Origin of the sequence: Pseudolysinimonas kribbensis, from assembly GCF_030161895.1 — a bacterium.
GTDB classification, from domain to species: domain Bacteria; phylum Actinomycetota; class Actinomycetes; order Actinomycetales; family Microbacteriaceae; genus Pseudolysinimonas; species Pseudolysinimonas kribbensis.
Genome location: NZ_BSVB01000001.1, coordinates 1,593,990 through 1,612,436 on the forward strand (window position 1 = coordinate 1,593,990; position 18,447 = coordinate 1,612,436).

The 18,447-nt window shown below is 72.0% G+C and carries 14 protein-coding genes and 2 pseudogenes; 6 read left to right on the forward strand and 10 right to left on the reverse strand.

Annotation, left to right across the window (positions count from 1 at the left end; genetic code table 11):
* Positions 1-4 precede the first annotated feature (4 nt).
* The 10 genes and pseudogenes from QQK35_RS08950 to QQK35_RS09000 all read right to left on the reverse strand — a co-directional run bounded on the left by QQK35_RS08950 (position 5) and on the right by QQK35_RS09000 (position 10,947).
* Positions 5-253 (reverse strand): hypothetical protein, encoded by a 249-nt coding sequence (locus QQK35_RS08950; RefSeq protein WP_284253866.1) that lies wholly within the window; start codon positions 251-253, stop codon positions 5-7.
* A gap of 5 nt (positions 254-258) precedes the next feature.
* Positions 259-1,428 (reverse strand): annotated as a pseudogene (locus QQK35_RS20400) (FGGY family carbohydrate kinase); the annotation flags it as partial.
* Entirely contained in the window at positions 1,425-2,093 is a 669-nt protein-coding gene (locus QQK35_RS08960) for an HAD family hydrolase (protein WP_348535007.1), read from the reverse strand. The gene QQK35_RS08960 and the pseudogene QQK35_RS20400, both read right to left, overlap by 4 nt.
* A 22-nt stretch (positions 2,094-2,115) precedes the next feature.
* Positions 2,116-2,862 carry a class II aldolase/adducin family protein gene (locus QQK35_RS08965; RefSeq protein ID WP_284253870.1) on the reverse strand — a complete coding sequence of 249 codons (747 nt, stop codon included), beginning with the start codon at positions 2,860-2,862 and terminating at the stop codon, positions 2,116-2,118.
* A complete protein-coding gene (locus QQK35_RS08970; RefSeq protein ID WP_284253871.1) occupies positions 2,748-3,941 on the reverse strand; it encodes a LacI family DNA-binding transcriptional regulator in 1,194 nt (397 codons plus the stop codon). The genes QQK35_RS08965 and QQK35_RS08970 overlap by 115 nt, the downstream gene beginning before the upstream one ends.
* Positions 3,942-4,014: 73 nt before the next feature.
* Positions 4,015-5,061, reverse strand: a complete 1,047-nt coding sequence (locus tag QQK35_RS08975; protein ID WP_284253872.1) for a rhamnose ABC transporter substrate-binding protein — start codon at positions 5,059-5,061, stop codon at positions 4,015-4,017.
* Between the two features lie 52 nt (positions 5,062-5,113).
* Positions 5,114-7,216: an ABC transporter permease gene (locus QQK35_RS19760; RefSeq protein ID WP_348534917.1), complete on the reverse strand. Its 2,103-nt coding sequence runs from the start codon at positions 7,214-7,216 to the stop codon at positions 5,114-5,116.
* Entirely contained in the window at positions 7,213-8,718 is a 1,506-nt protein-coding gene (locus tag QQK35_RS08990; protein WP_284253873.1) for a sugar ABC transporter ATP-binding protein, read from the reverse strand. The genes QQK35_RS19760 and QQK35_RS08990 overlap by 4 nt, the downstream gene beginning before the upstream one ends.
* Positions 8,715-9,713, reverse strand: a complete 999-nt coding sequence (locus tag QQK35_RS08995; RefSeq protein ID WP_284253874.1) for an aldose 1-epimerase family protein — start codon at positions 9,711-9,713, stop codon at positions 8,715-8,717. Before QQK35_RS08995 ends, QQK35_RS08990 begins: the two co-directional genes overlap by 4 nt.
* On the reverse strand, positions 9,706-10,947 hold the full coding sequence (locus QQK35_RS09000) for a cupin domain-containing protein (protein ID WP_284253875.1): 1,242 nt from the start codon (positions 10,945-10,947) through the stop codon (positions 9,706-9,708). Before QQK35_RS09000 ends, QQK35_RS08995 begins: the two co-directional genes overlap by 8 nt.
* Before the next feature lie 218 nt (positions 10,948-11,165).
* On the opposite strand from QQK35_RS09000, the gene QQK35_RS09005 reads away from it, so the two are divergent.
* The 6 genes and pseudogenes from QQK35_RS09005 to QQK35_RS09030 all read left to right on the forward strand — a co-directional run bounded on the left by QQK35_RS09005 (position 11,166) and on the right by QQK35_RS09030 (position 18,446).
* On the forward strand, positions 11,166-11,927 hold the full coding sequence (locus QQK35_RS09005) for a DeoR/GlpR family DNA-binding transcription regulator (RefSeq protein ID WP_284253876.1): 762 nt from the start codon (positions 11,166-11,168) through the stop codon (positions 11,925-11,927).
* A gap of 115 nt (positions 11,928-12,042) precedes the next feature.
* A pseudogene (locus QQK35_RS09010) lies at positions 12,043-14,078 on the forward strand (bifunctional aldolase/short-chain dehydrogenase).
* 7 nt (positions 14,079-14,085) lie between these two features.
* Positions 14,086-15,519, forward strand: coding sequence for a rhamnulokinase (locus tag QQK35_RS09015; protein WP_284253877.1), 1,434 nt, complete (start codon positions 14,086-14,088; stop codon positions 15,517-15,519).
* Positions 15,516-16,952, forward strand: a complete 1,437-nt coding sequence (locus QQK35_RS09020) for a rhamnulokinase (RefSeq protein ID WP_284253878.1) — start codon at positions 15,516-15,518, stop codon at positions 16,950-16,952. The genes QQK35_RS09015 and QQK35_RS09020 overlap by 4 nt, the downstream gene beginning before the upstream one ends.
* Before the next feature lie 100 nt (positions 16,953-17,052).
* A complete protein-coding gene (locus tag QQK35_RS20405; RefSeq protein WP_431311841.1) occupies positions 17,053-17,670 on the forward strand; it encodes an alpha/beta hydrolase in 618 nt (205 codons plus the stop codon).
* Positions 17,671-17,789: 119 nt separating this feature from the next.
* Positions 17,790-18,446, forward strand: a complete 657-nt coding sequence (locus QQK35_RS09030; protein WP_284253880.1) for a GntR family transcriptional regulator — start codon at positions 17,790-17,792, stop codon at positions 18,444-18,446.
* Position 18,447 lies beyond the last annotated feature (1 nt).

An 18,447-nucleotide genomic window follows, 5' to 3' on the forward strand; every position in this document is an offset into this window, starting at 1 on the left:
GCGCTCAGACCGGGTTCTCGCCTCCGTCGCGACCGAGGGCCGCGCAGAAGAGGTGGTAGCGCTCCTCGAGGGGATCGCGCAGGGCCTCGTCGGGGTCGACGGTCGATCGACGCCCCGCGAAACGCTCGGCGACGACGCCGATCGTCTCCCCGCCCAGGGCCGCCGCCGCCAGCACCGCCGCGCCCGCGGCGCTGCCCGCCCCTCCGAGACGATCACCGTGCGCGCGAGCACCGTCGCCCGGATGCGGTTCCACACCCCGCTCGCCGCCGCCCCGCCGGCGAGATGGTGGCGTCGCCGCTCGACGCCGAGCCCGGCCAGGCGTTCCAGGCCGAACCGCTCGACGAAGGCGACGCCCTCGTAGACCGTGCGGAACCGAGCCGCGGGGTCGTCGGCGGGAGCGGCCGCGCCCGGCACGCTCACCGAGAACCCGGCGAATCGCGGATCGGCGATCGGGAAGCGCTCGCCGATCCGCGCGAGCGGATACGCGACGACGGCCGACGGCCCGACCGCGGCGATCCGTTCGGCGTGACCCGCCGGATCGAGGCCGGCGGTGATGCCGCTCGCCAGGACGCCGGCGCCGCTGTTGGAGGCGCCTCCCGGCCAGAACAGGCCATCGGGGGCGACGTGCGAGTACACGCCCGTCGCCGCGTCGACGACGTCGCGGGGCGCCACCGCCTTGATCACGAGCGTGGTTCCGAGCACGCCGACCGTGTCGCCCTCGCGGACGGCGCCGGTCGCGATCTGCCCGGTCGCCCCGTCGGTCATCCCGGACACGATCACGACGCCGGTGGGCAGGCCCCAGTCAGCGGGGCGCGACACCTCCCCGATCACGCGTCCCGGTCCGACCAGGTCGGGCAGGTGGTCGCGGGGCATCCCCACGACGGCGAGCGCCGCGGCGTCCCAGGCGGCGGTGACCGGATCGATCCCGCTCTTCAGCGCGTGCGAGGTGTCGGAGGGCAGCAGCCGCCCGGCCAGTGCCGCGATCACGACGTCGGGAGAGAACACGTAGCGCGCCACCCCACCGGCTGCCGCGCCGTGCATCCACGCGGCTCGGGCCAGGGCGGCGGACGGCCTCGCACCGAGACCCGCCTCGGCGAGGGCGCGCAGGTGCCCGGCACCGCGCGGGTCGTCGTACAGCACGGCGTCGCCGACCGGCACCCCGTGGGCGTCGACCGGCACCACCGTGCCCGAGGTGCCCGTGATGCTGAGCGCGCGCACCTCGCCCGCCCGCCCGCCGAGGTCCGCCGCCACGCCGCGGACCAGGTCGCGCACGACGCCCGCGTAGACGGCGGGCTGGGTGCGCTCCCCGTGCGCACCCGTGACCGCCATCGGGGCGCGACGTTCGCCGAGGGTGTGGCCGGATGCGGCATCCACCGCGCGGACGCGGGCACCGGCGGTCGCGAGGTCGATCCCGAGGACGATGCTCACCCGGGCGACCCGATCCGGTCGAGAAGCCGGGTGGCGAGGCCCTCGAGGCTGCGCACCACGATGTCGGGCTCGGCGAGCTGCTCGGCGGTGGGGTGGTCGGGCGCCTCGCCCCGCAGCAGCCACACGGTGCGCAGGCCGAGCGCGCGGGCCGGGCGCACGTCGGTGTCGAGCCGGTTGCCGATGTGGACGGCCTGCTCCGGCCGCACCCCGGCCTGGTCGAGACACCACGCGAACAGCTCGGGCGACGGCTTCTCGAACCCGACGATCGCCGAGACGCCCCAGACATCGACGAACGGCGCGACGCCGTCGCGCTCGAGCGCCCGGACGACGTCCTCCTCCTGGTTGGCGAGGACGCCGAACCGCACGCGGCGATCGAGGGCGCGCAGGAACGGCAGCACGTCGTCGTACATGGTGCCCGCCGGATGCACCCAGTGCGCCCGGGTGCGCTCGTGCAGCTCCGCGCGGCGCTCCCGGCCGCCGAGGAACTCCTCCGCGAGCGTCGCGCGCAACGACCCGGCCTGCGCCGCGCGCTGCGCGTCGTACAGCTCGCGGAAGCGGTCGCGATCGGCCGGCGCGACGCCGTCGGCGGCGCGGAGCTCGTCGAGGGCCGTGAGAACCGCGACCACGAAGTTCTCGTCGTCGTAGATCGGCCCCCGACATCGCAGAAGACGGCGGCGAGCCCCGCCATCAGGCCGTGCCCGCGAGGTTCTTGCGCCGCTCGGCCATGTCGGTGCGCTCGAAGTAGTGCGACACGGCGTCCTCGCCCAGGCCGCTGATCCCGCCGATCGACAGCGCCTGCACCCGGGCCCTGGCCCCCTTGACGGTCATGAGCGTGATCGCCTCGATGGCATCCGCGCTCCCGCCGATCGCGACGATCCCGTGATTGCCCAGCAGCACGACCGACGGCAGCTCGCCGTGCTCCGCCGCGTAGCCGCGCAGGCGATCGAGGAACAGACGGCCGAGGGCGATGCCGGGTGCCGCGTACGGCACGAAGAGCGGCACGCCGATGACCACGGCCTCATCCGAGTACACCCATTGGGCGAAGGCCGTCTCCGCGTGCACGCTCGCCAGGAGCCCGAGCACCGCCGTCGGATGGGTGTGCGCCACATACGCGGTCGGCCGCACCGACTGCACAGCGGCGTGCACGAGCGTCTCGATCGAGCCGCGGCGCCGGATGCCGTCGTGCTCGCCGGCGTCGAGCATCGCGGTGAGGTCCTCCTGCGTGGCGGACGCGTCCTCCATGAGATCGACCAGCGGCGGCACCTCGGTGACGACGAAGTCCTCGCGGGCGGCTCCCGCCATGAACGATCCGGAGGCCTTCACGAGCATGCGGCCGTCGTCCAGGCGCATCGAGGTGTTGCCCTCCGCGAGGACCACGAAGTCCTTGGCGGGATCGCCGAGGCGGTGCGTGAGGGCGAGGAGCTCGTCGGGCACGAGGCCGGGCTGCCAGGCGGTGGCCATGGTTCTTCCTTCAGGGTCGGGCGTCGTGCGCTCGGGCGAGCGCGCGCGGGATCGGGGCGGCCGCTCGACGCGCGGACCACCAGCTCGGGGATGAGCAGCTCGTGGCGGTGCACGTGCACGGCACCGCGATCGATCTCATCGAGGAGCAGACGCACGGCTCGGCGGCCGAGCCGCTCGCGGGGCTGCCGCACGGTGGTCAGCGGCACGGTCGCGGCCTCCGACCACGAGAGGTCGTCGAAGCCGACGATCGAGACGTCGTCGGGCACCCGGATGCCGGCACCCGCGAACTCGAGCAGCAGGCCGAGCGCGATGAGGTCGTTGCCGCACATGATCGCGGTGGGCAGGTCGCCGGATGCCCGCGCCGCGAGCTGCGCGCCCGCCGCCCGGCCGTCGGTGATCCGCCACGAGTCGGTGACGATCCGCTCCGCGACGATGCCCGCCTCGGCCAGCGCCCCCGCGAATCCCGCGAACCGCCGATCGACCTGCAGGCTGCTGCCGAGGTTGCCGACGAACGCGATCCGGCGATGGCCGAGCGCGATGAGGTGCTCGCCGGCGAGCCGCCCGCCGGCGACGTCGTCGGTCTTGACCCAGCAGCGGGTGGAGCTGTCGTCGACGCGGTCGACGTAGACGAGCGGGATGCCGCGCGAGTCGAGGCGCTCCAGGTCCTCCGCCGACGCGCGCACCGGGGCGATCATGATGCCGTGCACCCGCTGGCGCACGAGCACCTCGAGGTTGTCCTGCTCACGCTCCGCGTCGTCGCCGTTGTGGATCATGACGACGCCGACGCCGAGCTCCTTGGCCTCGGCCTCGGCGCCCAGTGCGACGTCGACGAAGAACGGGTTGGCCAGATCCGCCAGGGCGAGCCCGAGGGTGCGCTGGCGGCCGGCGGGGAACTTGCGGGCGTGCTGGATGGGCGTGAAGCCGAGCTCGGCGATCGCCGCGAGCACCCGCTCCCGCGTGGGAGCGGAGACGTATCCGGGGCGGTTCAGCACGTTGCTGACGGTGCCGGCCGAGACGCCCGCGTGGCGGGCGACATCGTGGATCGTGGCCATGTCCGTCCTTCGCTCAGCCCGGATGGCCGGGGCCCGCGACGCAGAACGCCGCAGGCCCCGGCATGGTGTCCTGCTAGAAGGAGAACTTGCCGACGTTCGACTTGTCGAACACGAACATGGGTCCGAGAACGACCTCACCGCCCTTGCCGACCGTGAACTTGCCGAGCTTGCCCGCCTTGAAGGTGTCGCCCTCCTTGCCCGTGATGGTGCCCTTGATCAGGGCGTCCGCCGCGTACGAGGCGAGGTATCCGAGGTCCTCGGGGTTCCAGAGGCCGAACTGCTCGACGACGCCGCTGTTCACGTAGGTCGCCATCTCGCTCGGCAGCCCGAGGCCCGTGACCCACACCTTGCCCTGGAACTGCGGGGTGTCGGAGAGGTAGTGCGCGGCCTCCTTCACCGCGACCGTGTCGGGCGCGATGATGCCCTTGAGGTCGGGGATGCTCTGCATGAGGCCCTGCGCCGCCTGGTACGACTTCTGGTCGTCGTCCTCGCCATACGCGACCTTGGCGATCTTGATCTCCGGGTGGTCCTTCTTGATGAGGGCCGTCATGGCGTCCACCCACGCGTTCAGGTTCGCGGCGTTGGCGCCGCCGGACTCGATCGCGATCGTGCCGCCGGCCGGGCCGAGGTGCTTCGCCATGAGGTCGACGAGACCCTTGGCGATGCCGTCGACGGTCGCCTGGTTGATGAAGACGTCGCGGCAGTCGGTGTCGGTGTCGAAGGCGACGACCTTCACGCCGGCCTTCTGGGCGGCCTTCAGGTCGTTGCAGACCGCGCTCGGGTCGTTCGCCGCGATGGCGATCGCCTTCTGCCCGGTCTGGATCGCGGTCTGGATGAACGGCACCTGGTCGGCCGACCCGGTGGCGGTCGGTCCGACCTCCTTGAACTTCAGGCCGAGGGCGTCGGCCGCCGTCTTGGCGCCCTTGTCCGACGCCTCGAAGTACTTGTTGCCGAGGCTCTTCGGGATGACGGTGATGCTGCCGCCGGAGGAGTCGCCTCCGCCGCCGCCGGAGCCGCCGGTGGCCGCCGCGCATCCGGAGAGGAGCGCCGCCGCGGCAGCGATGGCGACCGCTCCCAGCGCGATGCGCCGGGTCGAGGTCGTTCTGAACGTGAACCTCATTGTCCTGCCTTCCTATAGGTCACTTGGTGCAGTCGGGGTCGAGATGGTGCGGTCATGCGCCTGCCGTGATGACGGAGGCCTTCGCCCGGCGCCGTCGCGAGATGAACCCCGCGACACTGGCGACGACGACGGAGAAGATGAGGGCGGCGCCGGTGACGACGCTGATGGTGTCGGAGCCGACGCCGGCGAGCTGCAGCGTTTTGTTCAGCGCCGCGATGAGCACGCCGCCGGCGATCGCTCCGAGCAGGGTGCCGCGGCCGCCCCAGATCGAGACGCCGCCGAGCACGATGGCCGTGACCACCTGCAGCTCGAGGCCGAGACCGTTGGTGCCGATCGCGTTGCTGTACTGCAGCGTGTAGTACACGCCCGTCGCCGACGCGACGAGCCCGCTCAGGATGAACAGGGTCAGTCGGGTGCGGTTGACCCGCACGCCCGAGAAGGCGGCGGTCTCGGGGCTCAGCCCGATCGCGAAGACGCCGCGCCCGAACGGAGTGAAGTGCAGGAGCACCGCGAAGGCGATGGCGAGCACCACGACCGCGACGGTGATGATCGGGATCGGCGCCCCGGTGAACAGCGGCGAGCCGACGAACGAGGTGACGTCGATCGGGAACTTCGTGATCGCCGTGGTGCCCAGCAGGCCGACGGCGATGCCGCGGAACAGCGCCAGCGTGCCGATCGTGACGGCGAGGCTCGGCAGCCCGACGAAGGTGACGAGGACGCCGTTCAGCGCCCCGACGAGTCCCCCGGCGACGACGGAGACGATGCCGGCGAGGGGCAGGGCACGCCCGCCTGGAACATCAGGCCGAAGATCGCGCTCGAGAACCCGAGGATGCTGCCCACCGACAGGTCGATGTCGCCGGTGATGATGATCAGCGTCACCGGCAGGAGCATGAGCAGGATCGGCGCCGAGTTCAGGATCATCGTCAGGTACGTGTACGGCTGCGCGAAGTACGGCACGGTCGTGGTCGCGACGATCAGCAGCAGCACGATGGCGGCGATGATGGCCGCCTCGGTGCGCAGCAGGAGGCGGCGCCAGAGCGGCCGGCCGTGCGTCCGGTACGAGGCGGCGGCCTTCTCGACGGCGGCCGAGTCCACGGCGGCCGTCGCGGTGGCGGCGGTGGTGTCGCTCATGCCGCACTCCCCTTCTCTTGGCCCGGCGGGTTCGGGTGATGAACAGGATGCGGTCGAGCAGGATCGCGCCGACGATGAGGATGCCGACGATGGCCTGCTGCCAGAGGCTCGGCACACCGAGCACGGGGAGCGCGTTGCTGATGGTCGCGAGGAAGAAGCCGCCCAGCGCGACGCCCCAGATGGTGCCCGAGCCGCCGACGATCGCGACGCCGCCCACGACGGCGGCGGCGACGGCCTGCAGCTCATACCCGGTGCCCACCTGCGCGTCGCCGGTGGCGAAGATCGCGAGATAGACGAGCCCGCCGAGGCCGGCCAGGGCGCCGCTCGTGACGAACGCCGCCAGGGTCAGCCGGCGCTCCCCGAGACCGAACAGGGTGGCGGCCTCCGGGTTGGAGCCGAGCGCGTACAGGTCGCGCCCCGACCGCCGGCTGGTCATGAACCATCCGATCAGCAGCACGACCACGAGCACGACGAGCAGCAGCACCGGGATGCCGAAGAACTGCAGCGTGCCGAACGAGCGGTACTGCGCGGGAAGCCAGCTGGAGCGGATGAAGTGCGGCCCGATCCACAGGATCGCGATGCCGCGGTAGGCGTACAGCGTGCCCAGCGTGATCACCAGGGACGGCACCCGCAGGAAGGCGACCAGCAGGCCGTTGACGAGTCCGAGCACCGCCCCGAGCGCGATCCCGATGAGGATCACCAGCACGATCGGGATGCCGGGCACGTTGGCGAAGAGGGTGCCCGCCGTGTAGGTCGACAGGCACAGCACCGACCCGACCGACAGGTCGATGTTCCGGGTGATGATGACGATCGCCTCACCCAGGCTGATGAGGATCAGGATGGTCGGCTGGCGCAGGAGCTCGCGCCAGCCGCCGTCGCTGAAGAGGAAGCCCGGCTGCGAGATGCTGGTCAGCGCCACGAGCGCGACGATGAGGACGACCAGGCCGAGCTCGCGGGCACGGACCAGCTTGCCGAGGAACGACCGCTGGCCGCCGACCGGCGGGAGGGTGTGCGCGACGCTCATGCTGCGGCCTCCGCTGCGTGCGTGGCGGCGAACATGACCTTCTCCGGCGTCGCCGCCTCCCGGGTCAGCTCCGCGGTGATCCGGCCCTCGCGCACGACGAGCACGCGATCCGCCATGCCCAGCACCTCCGGCAGCTCGGACGAGATCATCAGCACCGCGACGCCGGTGCCCGCCAGCTCCGAGAGGAGGCGGTGCACCTCCGCCTTGGTGCCCACGTCGATGCCGCGCGTCGGCTCGTCGACGATCAGCAGCTTCGGCTGGGTGGCCAGCCATTTGCCGAGCACGACCTTCTGCTGATTGCCGCCGGAGAGCATCTGCGCCTCGGCGTCGAGTGCGAAGGTCTTCACCTGCAGGCGTGCGGCCCAGGTTCGGGCGCTCGGCTCCTCGCGCGCGGAGGTGATGAAGCCGAGCCGCGCGAGCTTGTCGCGGATGGCGAGCGTGATGTTGCTCTGCACGCCGGCGGTCATGGCCAGGCCCTGCTTGCGCCGGTCCTCGGGCACGAAGCCGATGCCCAGCCGCATCGCGACCGCCGGGTTCCTGCCCGGCACCGCCCTGCCGGCGATCCGCACCGATCCGGAGTCGTACGGGTCGACGCCGAAGACGGCGCGGGCGATCTCGCTGCGGCCGGCGCCGACGAGCCCCGCCAGGCACACGATCTCGCCGGAGCGCACCGTGAAGCTGACGTCGTCGAACACGCCGGCGCTCGTGAGGTGCTCCACCTCGAGCACCGGGTCGCCGATCTGCGCCTCCTGCTTCGGGAAGAGGTTGTCGACGCTGCGGCCGACCATCTGCCGGATGATCTCGTCCTCCGTGGTGGTCGACGTCTCGTTGGTCGCCACGTAGCTGCCATCGCGCATGACCGTCACGACGTCGCACAGGGCGAACACCTCGTCGAAGCGGTGCGAGATGAAGATGATGCCGCGGCCCTCGTCGCGCAGCTGACGGGCGATGCCCATCAGGCGCTCGACCTCGACGCCGGACAACGCGGCGGTCGGCTCGTCCATGATGATGACCCTCGCGCCGACCGAGATCGACTTGGCGATCTCGACGACCTGCTGGTCGGCGATCGAGAGTCCGCGCGCGTCGCGGTCCGGGTCGATCGGCACGCCGAGTCGCTGGGTCAGCTCGCGGGTCTCGCGCCGCATCCGGGCCCGGTCGAGGGTGCCGAAGCGCGTGTACGGCTGGCGCCCGACGAACAGGTTCTCGGCGACCGTCAGGTCGGGGAAGAGCGTCGGCTCCTGATAGATGACCGCGATGCCGGCATCCTTCGCCTCGCGGGTGTTGTGGAAGTCGACGCTCTCGCCGTCGAGCAGGAACTCGCCGGCGTCGCGGCGGTACAGGCCGCCGATGATCTTGACCAGCGTCGACTTGCCGGCGCCGTTCTCGCCGATGAGGGCGTGGATGGAGCCCGCCCGCAGCGTCAGGTCCGCGCCGGCCAGCGCGGCCACCGCGCCGAACGACTTGGTGACGCCGTGCAGTTGAAGCAGCGGTGTGTCGGTCATGCGGCTTCCACCTCGATCTCGATCGCGTACGACCTGCTCTCGCCGGGCTCGAGCCGCGGCAGCTCGCCGGCGGCCCGAGCGGCCGCCCGGCCCTGGATCTGCGCGGTGTTGGCGGGCTCCAGGCCGAGCACGTAGTGCTTGGTCGCGGTGAGCTTCCACTGGAAGATCGCCGGGAGGGCCTCCGAATACCGCAGCGTCAACGTCAGCCCGCGGGCCTCGTTCGTCACGCGGGCGACGCGGTCGTCGCCGGCGACGTGGACGTACACCTGCTCGCGGGTGCCGACCACCGGCTCGCCGATCTCGGCCCGGCGATCGAACCCCGCGGCGGCGTCGGGGTCGCGCGGGGCGACCGATCGGGCGGGGATGTCGACGACGGTCCCGGCGTCGAGCAGCGGCCACCCGAGGTTCACGTGGTACAGGACCATGTGCGGATGGGAGCGCTCGCCCTCATTGGTCACGGTGTCGTCGATCCGGAACGAGGTGGAGCCCACGCGGGAGGTGATCCGGCGTCGCAGCAGCAGGTTCTCCTGGAAGACGCCGGTCTGGCGCACCTCGCCGGCGACCGTGATCAGCTCGCGGGTGGCGACGACCTCCGTGACGCGGGCGGGCACGTGGCCGATGCGGCCGTGCATCCCGGCGACGCCGTCCTCGTCGTCGGCGGGCGGGCCGAAGCTGTCCAGCCCGCAGGTCGTGACGAGTCCGCCGCCGAAGGTGCGCAACCAGCCGCGGCCCTCCGGCTCGTAGGCGTCGGGGCGGGTGATGCCCGACGCGGAGAGCCATGCGAGCGGCAGGCCGTTGATCGTGGCCGCCCCGATGTCGAGCGCCCGGTCCGGGTGCACGTCGAACTCGAGGCCGCCGCCGTTGACGACCCGGAGGCGGCGGGCGCCGCGCGCCGGACCGTCATCCTCCACGAATCGATCGACGCGGGCGACCTGATCGAGCGAACCGACCCGGAGGAGGGCCGACTCGACCGGGGCACCGAAGATGTCAGCCAACGGGACCAAGCTCCCGGTTGCCGGGACCGAAGTGCTTGAGGATGACGATGTCGTCGGTCGCGCTGCGATTGCTGATCGTCACGCCGGCGCGCGCTGCCGCCTCCGAGACGAAGAACTCGTCCTGGCTGAGCTGGCCGTAGCGGATCAGGGTGGCGGCCTGCGCGTCGTGCACGCCGAAGGTGCCGGAGCCCTGCACGAGGAGGGCGCCGTACGCGTCCTGGTCGGTGACGGTCACGGTCTGGCCGGGGCGCACCGTGAGCTCCTTCGCGCTGAACGAGTTCGAGCGGAAGACGATCCAGTTCTCCACGTACGCGCTGCCGCCGTCGGCCTCCGAGGTCGCGGTGGCGTACGGCCGCATGAAGCGGTTGGGCACGAAATCCACGTCGACGTTCTTGTCCCAGTCGAGCAGGTCGGTCACGAACTCGTAGTCGCCGTGGTGATCCTCGGGAACGTCCTTCCAGAGCAGTGCCTCCGGCACCTCCTGGTTGTTGCTCCACGATTCGCACATCGCGAACAGGTCGTTCGCGGCCTGCGGCTCGTAGGTGCAGATGCTCGCGGGCGCGTGCAGCACGCCGGCCGGGATGTCCCACCCCGTGCCAAGTTGCGTGCGGTATCCGAGCGAGAGGTCGGTGATCCGGTTGTCGCCGCCGTCGGCGAAGCGGCGCAGGCGCTCGATGAACTGCTCGCGCGTGACGCCCGGCTGCAGGCCGAGGAACGAGATCGGCTGAGTGCCGAGGTTGTCGTTCATATGCGGCGAGTAGTAATACGCCTCGGGCTTGCCGACCTTGCCGAGCTGCGCCGCCATCTCGTCCGTGTGGTGCACGTGCAGCGGCAGCGGCATCAGGTTGTCGAAGAACTTCGAGTACATCGTCCAGGCGCCGAAGGCGTCCCAGAGCCGGGAGCCGATCACGTCGGCGCGGTGGTGCGCGACGAACTCGTCGAACGGGAGCAGGCCGCCGTCGGGGTCGACGACGAGGCTGAGCCCCTCATGAGCACCGGTCAGCGGTCCGTTGTCGGCGCGGATCGCGGAGGCGAGCCAGCGCTCGTCGATGCCGCCGCGCCCCTGACCCAGCGGGAAGTAGTCGTCGGGGTGCAGGCGGATGCGCTTGCCCGGCGTGCAGAACGCGCGCGGCACCCAGGCCGGAGCGAGACGGACGATGCCGTCGCCGGCCTCCAGTGCGCGGTCGTAGGCACTGGCGGATGTCACGACGTTGTCGTAGGCCTCTGAGCTCATCGATGACGCTCTTCCTGGTTCAGGCGTCGCCGTCGTGGCGACGCTGCCGATCGATTGGGTTCAATGAACCACGTCCGGGGACAGTAACACCGCGTCCCGGCTGCGTCAATATTCCGGATCGACACACGTTCGTTCCCCGCCAGAATCAGGCATCGGGGCCCTCTCCTGTTACAATTGGAGGTGAAGTTAACATCAGACTCACACGCGAAGGGGCAACCATGGCCACCACCGGCAGCACGGAGTCGGAGGCCCGCCGCAAGCTGCTGCTCGCCTCGCTGGAACGCGAGAACGTCATCCGGCTGACCGAGGCCGCCGACACGCTCGGCGTCTCGGCGATGACCATCCGCCGCGACCTCGACGACCTCGAGAGCGAGGGCCTCCTGAGGCGGGTGCGCGGCGGCGCGATCTCCGTCATCGGCCCGCGGCCGTTCGAGGAGCGACGGGCCGTCCGGTCCCGCGCGAAGGAGGTCATCGCCGAGAAGGCGATGGGGCTCGTGCCGCGATTCGGCTCGATCGCCCTCGACGCCTCCACCACCGTCGGCACGATGGCGAGCAGGCTGGGACCGCGGTCGGGGCTCATGGTCACCACGAACTCGCATCCGACCTACGCGATGCTCAAGGGCACCGTGGGAGTGACACCGATCCTCGTCGGCGGCGAGACCGAGGAGGCGACCGACACCTTCGTCGGCCCGCTCGCGGTGCAGGCGGCGCAGTCGCTGCGCTACGTGCGGTTCTTCGCCTCGGCGAGCGCCGTCGACGCCTCGTTCGGCACCACCGAGGTCTCGCTCGCCGAGGCGCAGATGAAGCAGGCGTTCGCGCAGGTCTCGAAGGAGGTCGTGCTCTGCATGGACTCCTCGAAGCTGCGCCAGGAGTCCATCGCCGCCGGTCTCGAGCTCTCCAAGGTGGCCGTGCTCATCACCGAGCTCGCCCCGGACGACCAGCGGCTCGAGGAGTTCCGCGACCTGGTCGAGCTGCGCTGACCCGGGCCGGGCGCCGTGTGACTTTTCGTGTGAAGTCTTGTTACATTTCACACCTGCGCACATTCCGCCCTATCATCGCGGTCAGACCCTCCACGGATGCAGGAGCACCAGCACCATGACCAACCCCACGGCGGCCGAGCTGGTCGCACGCAGCAACCGGCTCGGCAGCGACCCCCGGATCACCAACTACGCGGGCGGCAACACGTCGGCCAAGGGGACCGAGATCGACCCCGTCACGGGCGAGCCCGTCGAGCTGCTGTGGGTCAAGGGGTCCGGCGGCGACCTCGGCACGCTGACCCCCGCCGGGCTGTCGGTGCTGCGCCTGGACCGCTTCCGCGGACTGCGCGACGTCTACCCGGGCGTCGACCGCGAGGACGAGATGGTGGCCGCCTTCGACTACTGCCTCCACGGCAAGGGCGGCGCCACGCCCTCGATCGACACCGCGATGCACGCCCTCGTCGACGCCGCGCACGTCGACCATCTGCATCCGGACGCCGGCATCGCGATCGCGACCTCCGCCGACGGCGAGGAGCTCACGGCGACGATCTACGGCGGCCGGGTCGTCTGGGTGCCCTGGCGCCGCCCCGGCTTCCAGCTCGGGCTCGACATCGCCGCCATCAAGGAGCAGAACCCGGATGCCGTGGGCTGCATCCTCGGCGGCCACGGCATCACCGCGTGGGGCGACAGCTCCGAGCAGTGCGAGGCGAACAGCCGCTGGATCATCGACACCGCGCAGGCGTACATCGACGCGCACGGCTCGGCGAACCCCTTCGGCGACGCCGTCCCCGACAACGCCCCGCTGCCGGAGCCGGAGCGCCGCGCCAAGGCCGCCGCCCTCGCCGCCACGATCCGCGGCATCGCATCCCAGGACCGGCCGATGGTCGGTCACTTCACCGACGACCCGCGCGTCCTCGAGTTCCTCGCCGGCGCCAAGGCGGCGCAGCTGGCCGAGGCGGGCACCAGCTGCCCCGACCACTTCCTCCGCACCAAGATCAAGCCGATGCTGCTCGACCTCCCGGCCGGTGCCCCCGTCGACCAGTCGATCGCGCGGCTCACGGAGCTGCACGACGCGTACCGGGCCGACTACACCTCCTACTACGAGGCGTACGCCGCACCCGACAGCCCCGCGATGCGCGGCGCCGACCCGGCGATCGTGCTCGTGCCCGGCGTCGGGATGTTCAGCTACGGCGCCACCAAGCAGACCGCTCGGGTGGCCGGCGAGTTCTACCTCAACGCGATCAACGTGATGCGCGGCGCCGAGGCGCTCTCGACCTACACGCCGATCTCGGATGAGGAGAAGTTCCGGATCGAGTACTGGGCGCTCGAGGAGGCGAAGCTGCAGCGGATGCCGAAGCCGCGCTCGCATCAGGGCAGGATCGCGCTGGTCACCGGCGCCGCATCCGGCATCGGCAAGGCCATCGCCACCCGCCTCGCCGCGGAGGGCGCGTGCGTCGTCGTGGCGGACCTCGACGCCGCGAAGGCGAGCGCCGCCGCCGCGGAGCTCGGCTCGACCGACGTGGCCGTCGGTGTCGCCGTCGACGTCTCGGACGCGGCGGCCGTGAAGGCGGCCGTCGACGCGGCGCTGCTGGCCTTCGGGGGCTGGACCTGGTCGTGAACAACGCGGGGCTGTCCATCGCCCGCTCCCTCCTGCAGACGAGCGAGGCGGAGTGGGACCTGCTCCACGACGTCATGTCGAAGGGATCGTTCCTGGTGTCGCAGGCCGCGGCGACCCCGCTCATCGAGCAGGGGATGGGCGGCGACATCGTCTACATCTCGTCGAAGAACTCCGTCTTCGCCGGACCCGACAACCTGGCGTACTCGGCGACCAAGGCCGACCAGTCGCACCAGGTGCGCCTGCTGGCCGCGGAGCTCGGCGGCCACGGCATCCGGGTCAACGGGATCAACCCCGACGGCGTCGTGCGCGGCTCGGGGATCTTCGCGTCCGGCTGGGGAGCCAACCGCGCGAAGACCTACGGGGTCAAGGAGGAGGACCTGGGGCAGTTCTACGCCAACCGCACCATCCTCAAGCGCGAGGTCGTGCCGGAGAACGTGGCCGACGCCGTGTACGTGCTGACCGGTCCCGAGCTGAGCCGCACCACCGGGCTGCACATCCCGGTCGACTCCGGCGTCGCCGCCGCCTTCCTTCGCTGAGCGCCCCGTGACCGGAGGGGCCGTCGCCGCCATCGACCTCGGCGCGAGCAGCGGGCGCGTGGTGCTGGGGCGGATCGACGACGGCATCGTGCGGCTGGACATCCTGGAGCGCTTCGCGAACACGCCGGTGCGCGTGTGGGAGGGCTCGGGCTCCGGACTGCACTGGAACCTGCTCGAGCTGTACCGGCCGATCCTGCAGGGGCTTCGCCGGGCGGTCGCCGCCGAGCCCGGGCTGCGCAGCATCGGCATCGATTCGTGGGGGCTCGACTACGGCATCCTGCGCGACGGGGCCCTGCTCGGCAACCCGTACTCCTACCGCGACGAGCGCACCGCCGGCGGCGTGCGGGCGACGCACGAGCTGATCGCGCCCGAGGAGCTGTACGCGATCAGCGGGCTCCAGTTCATGCCGATCAACTCGATCTACCAGTTCACCGCCGACCGTCTCGCCGGTCGCCTCCAGCCCGGTGACACGGCCCTCCTCATCCCCGATCTGATCGGGTACTGGCTCACCGGCGAGGTGATCGCCGAGCGGACCAACGCATCGACCACCGGGCTGCTCGACGTGCGCGCGCGCACCTGGTCGGCGAGCCTGGCCGACCGCCTCGGGCTCTCCGCCGGCCTGCTGCCTCCGATCGTCGACCCTGGCACGGAGGTCGGGACCCTGCTCCGGCCCGTCGAGGTCGAGGTCGGGGCCTCGGTGCCCGTCGTCACGGTGGGCTCGCACGACACGGCCTCCGCGGTCGTCGGCGTTCCCGCCCTCGACGACGACTACGCCTACATCTCGTGCGGCACGTGGGCCCTCGTGGGGGTCGAGCTCGACGGCCCGGTGCTCGACGACGCGGCTCGTGTCGCCAACTTCACGAACGAGGCGGGCCTCGACGGCCGCATCCGGTTCCTGCAGAACATCACCGGCCTCTGGCTGCAGTCCGAGAGCATCCGCACCTGGGAGCGCGACGGCCGCGACATCGACCTGACCGCGCTCCTCGAGGCCGCCGAGGCGCTCGGCACGGGATCGCTGTTCGATGCGAACGACCCGCGCTTGCTTCCGCCGGGCGACATGCCCGCCCGGATCGCGCAGTGCTGCCGCGAGGCCGGGCAACCGGTGCCGCAGAACCCCGCGGAGTTCGTGCGGGCGATCAACCAGAGCCTCGCCGAGGCGTTCGCGGTGGCGGTGCGCACGGCGGCCGACCTGTCGGGCAAGGATGTGAAGGTGATCCACGTGGTCGGTGGCGGCTCGCAGAACGCCCTGCTCTGCCGGTTGACGGCCGACCGCAGCGGACTCCCCGTCGTCGCGGGACCCGTCGAGGCGACCGCGCTCGGCAACGTCATGTCGCAGGCCCGCACGGCGGGACTCGTCACCGGCGGTCTCGACACGCTGCGCGCGACGGTCGCGCGGTCCACGTCGCTGCGCCGCTACGAGCCGAGAAGCGGTGCTCGATGACCCCCGCCCGCCTCTCCGGCAGCGTCGCCGCGGTCGACCTCGGCGCGACGAGCGGCCGGGTGGTGCTCGGCCACGTCGGCGGCGGGGAGCTGCGGCTGACCGACGTCGCCCGGTTCGCGAACCAGCCCGTGCGCACGCTCGACGGCCTGCACTGGAGCGTGCTCGAGCTCTACCGCGACGTCGTCGAGGGGCTCGCGGCGGCCACGCGCCAGGAGCCGCAGCTCGCGAGCATCGGCATCGACTCCTGGGCCGTCGACTACGGCCTGCTGCGCGGAGGGCGGCTGCTCGGCGATCCCTACGCCTACCGCGACGAGCGCAACGCCGCCGCCGTCGACATCGTGCACGGGACGATCGGCGCCGACGAGCTCTATCGGCGCAACGGCCTGCAGCACCTGCCCTTCAACTCGCTCTTCCAGCTCACCGCCGACCGGACCGCCGGCGTGCTCGACCTCGCCGACGCGTTCCTGCTGCTGCCCGACCTGCTCGGCTACTGGCTCACCGGGAGCAGCGTCGCCGAGCGCACCAACGCCTCGACGACCGGGCTCGTCGGCGTCGAGAGCGGCGCGTGGGACGCCGACCTCATCGAGCGGCTGGCGCTGCGACCGGAGATCTTCCGCCCGCTCGTCGACGCGGGGACCGACCTCGGCGGGCTCGCGCCGACCGCGGTGCGCGGGGTGGGCGCGACGCGTGCGCGGGTGAGCGCCGTCGGATCGCACGACACCGCCTCGGCCGTGGTCGCGATCCCGGCGACCGGACCCGACTTCGCCTACATCTCGAGCGGCACCTGGTCGCTCGTCGGCGTCGAGCTGGAGCGCCCGGTGCTGAGCGACGCGTCGCGGGAGGCCGGCTTCACCAACGAGGGCGGCGTCGACGGGCGAGTGCGCTACCTGCACAACGTCATGGGCCTGTGGCTGCTGACCGAGTGCATCCGCGACTGGGAGCGGTCGGGGGAGACGGTCTCGCTCGCGGCCCTGCTCGAGCAGGCCGGCGCGGTGACCGCGGACGTGCCGGTCTTCGACGCCGACGACGAGGCCTTCCTCGCGCCGGGAGACATGCCGGCCCGGATCGCCGCGTGGCTCACGGCGCACGACCGGCCGGTGCCGGCATCCCGCGCCGAGCTCGTGCGCTCGATCCTGCAGAGCCTCGCGAACGCCTACGCCGGCGCGGTGCGCAGCGCCGCCCGGCTGAGCGGCCGTGACGTGGGCGTCGTGCACATCGTCGGCGGCGGATCGCAGAACGCACTGCTCTGCCAGCTCACCGCCGACGCGACCGGGCTCCCGGTGCTCGCGGGACCGGTCGAGGCGACGGCGATCGGCAACGTGCTCGTGCAGGCGCGCGCGCTCGGCTTCGCGTCCGGTGATCTGGAGGCGCTGCGCGCGCTCGTCGTGCGCGCCTTCCCCGTGACGACCTATCGCCCGCGGTCGTCTCACTAGCCTGGCGAGCGTGACCGACCCAGAGCGCATCGCCTACGGACCCCTCGAGCTGAACTACGGGCTCCTCCATCGCGCGACCGGCCCCTCCCGGGGCACCGTGGTGCTGATCCACGGCGGATTCTGGCGGTTCCGGCCCGAATACATGGACGGCCCCGTGCCGCTCGGCGCGGCGTTCGCCGAGCGCGGCTGGGATGTCTGGGAGCCCGAGTACCGCGCCCTCGGCGCCGGCGGCGGCTGGCCCGCCACCCTCGACGACGTGGCGGCCGCGATCGACCACCTCGCCGAGCTGCACGCGTCGCACGGCATCGCCGCCGACGCACCCGTCACGGTCGGCCACAGCGCGGGGGCCATCTCGCCGTCTGGGCGACCACCCGCGACGAGCCGCGCGTACCGGTGCGCGCCGCGATCAGTCTCGCGGGGGTGCTCGACCTGGCGCTCGGCGAGCGCGAGGGCATCGGCACCGGGGCGGTCGTGGGGTTCCTCGGCGGCACATCGGCCGAGCATCCGGAGCGCTACGCCGCGGCGGACCCGGCCGCGCGCATCGTGCCGGACGCCCGGGTGCGGATCGTGCACGGCGACACCGACGACGTGGTGCCGATTTCGCAGGCGCACGCGTACGTCGCCGAGGCGACCGCGGCCGGTCAGGACGCGCGGCTCGACGCCGTCGCGGGCGACCACGACGTCGTCATCGACCCCGCCGATCCGAGCTTCGCGATGACACTCGCCGCGCTGGAGGAACTCACCGTGCCCCACCCGCCGGTCGGGTAGCGCCGTCGGCGCGTATCGAGGCCTCGGCGCCGCGCGACATTGTTCGACAATCTGCTACCTTGTCGAGCAATGTCCGCTCCCGCCAGCGTGCTGCCCGGCACGATCGCCGACGCCCTGCGCGCCGACGTCGTCGAGACGCGCCTCGCCCCCGGCGAGACCGTGACCGAGGCGGCCGTCGCGCTGCGATTCGGCGTCGCCCGCTCGACCGCGAGGATCGCGATCGAGAAGCTCGTGGCCGAGGGGATGCTGCGCCGCGAGGTGCATCACGCCGCGCGGGTGCCCGAGCTCTCACGCGACGACATCGTCGACCTGTACGCGACGCGCGCGGTCGTGGAGGGCGCCGCCATGCGCTGGCTGGCCGAGCAGGGCGCCGTTCCGGCGGACGCCCTCGCGGCGCACCGCGGCATCCGGGCGGCCGCGAAGGACGGCGGCGCGTTCGCGGCCCAGGACATCGCCTTCCACCGCGCGCTGGTCGCCGGCCAGCGTTCCCCGCGGCTCGCCCGCGTGCACGACCAGCTCATGGGCGAGATCGAGCTCGGCATCGGGCAGGTGCAGGCGCACGGCCTGATGTCGGCGATGACGATCGCCGAGCAGCACGAGTACGTGCTCGCCGCGGTCATCGCCGGCGACGGCGAACGCGCGGAACGCCTCGCCCGCGAGCACGTGATGAGCGCCCGGGACGCGCTCCTCGCCCACTTCGACACCACCCACCGACCGGAGGACTGAT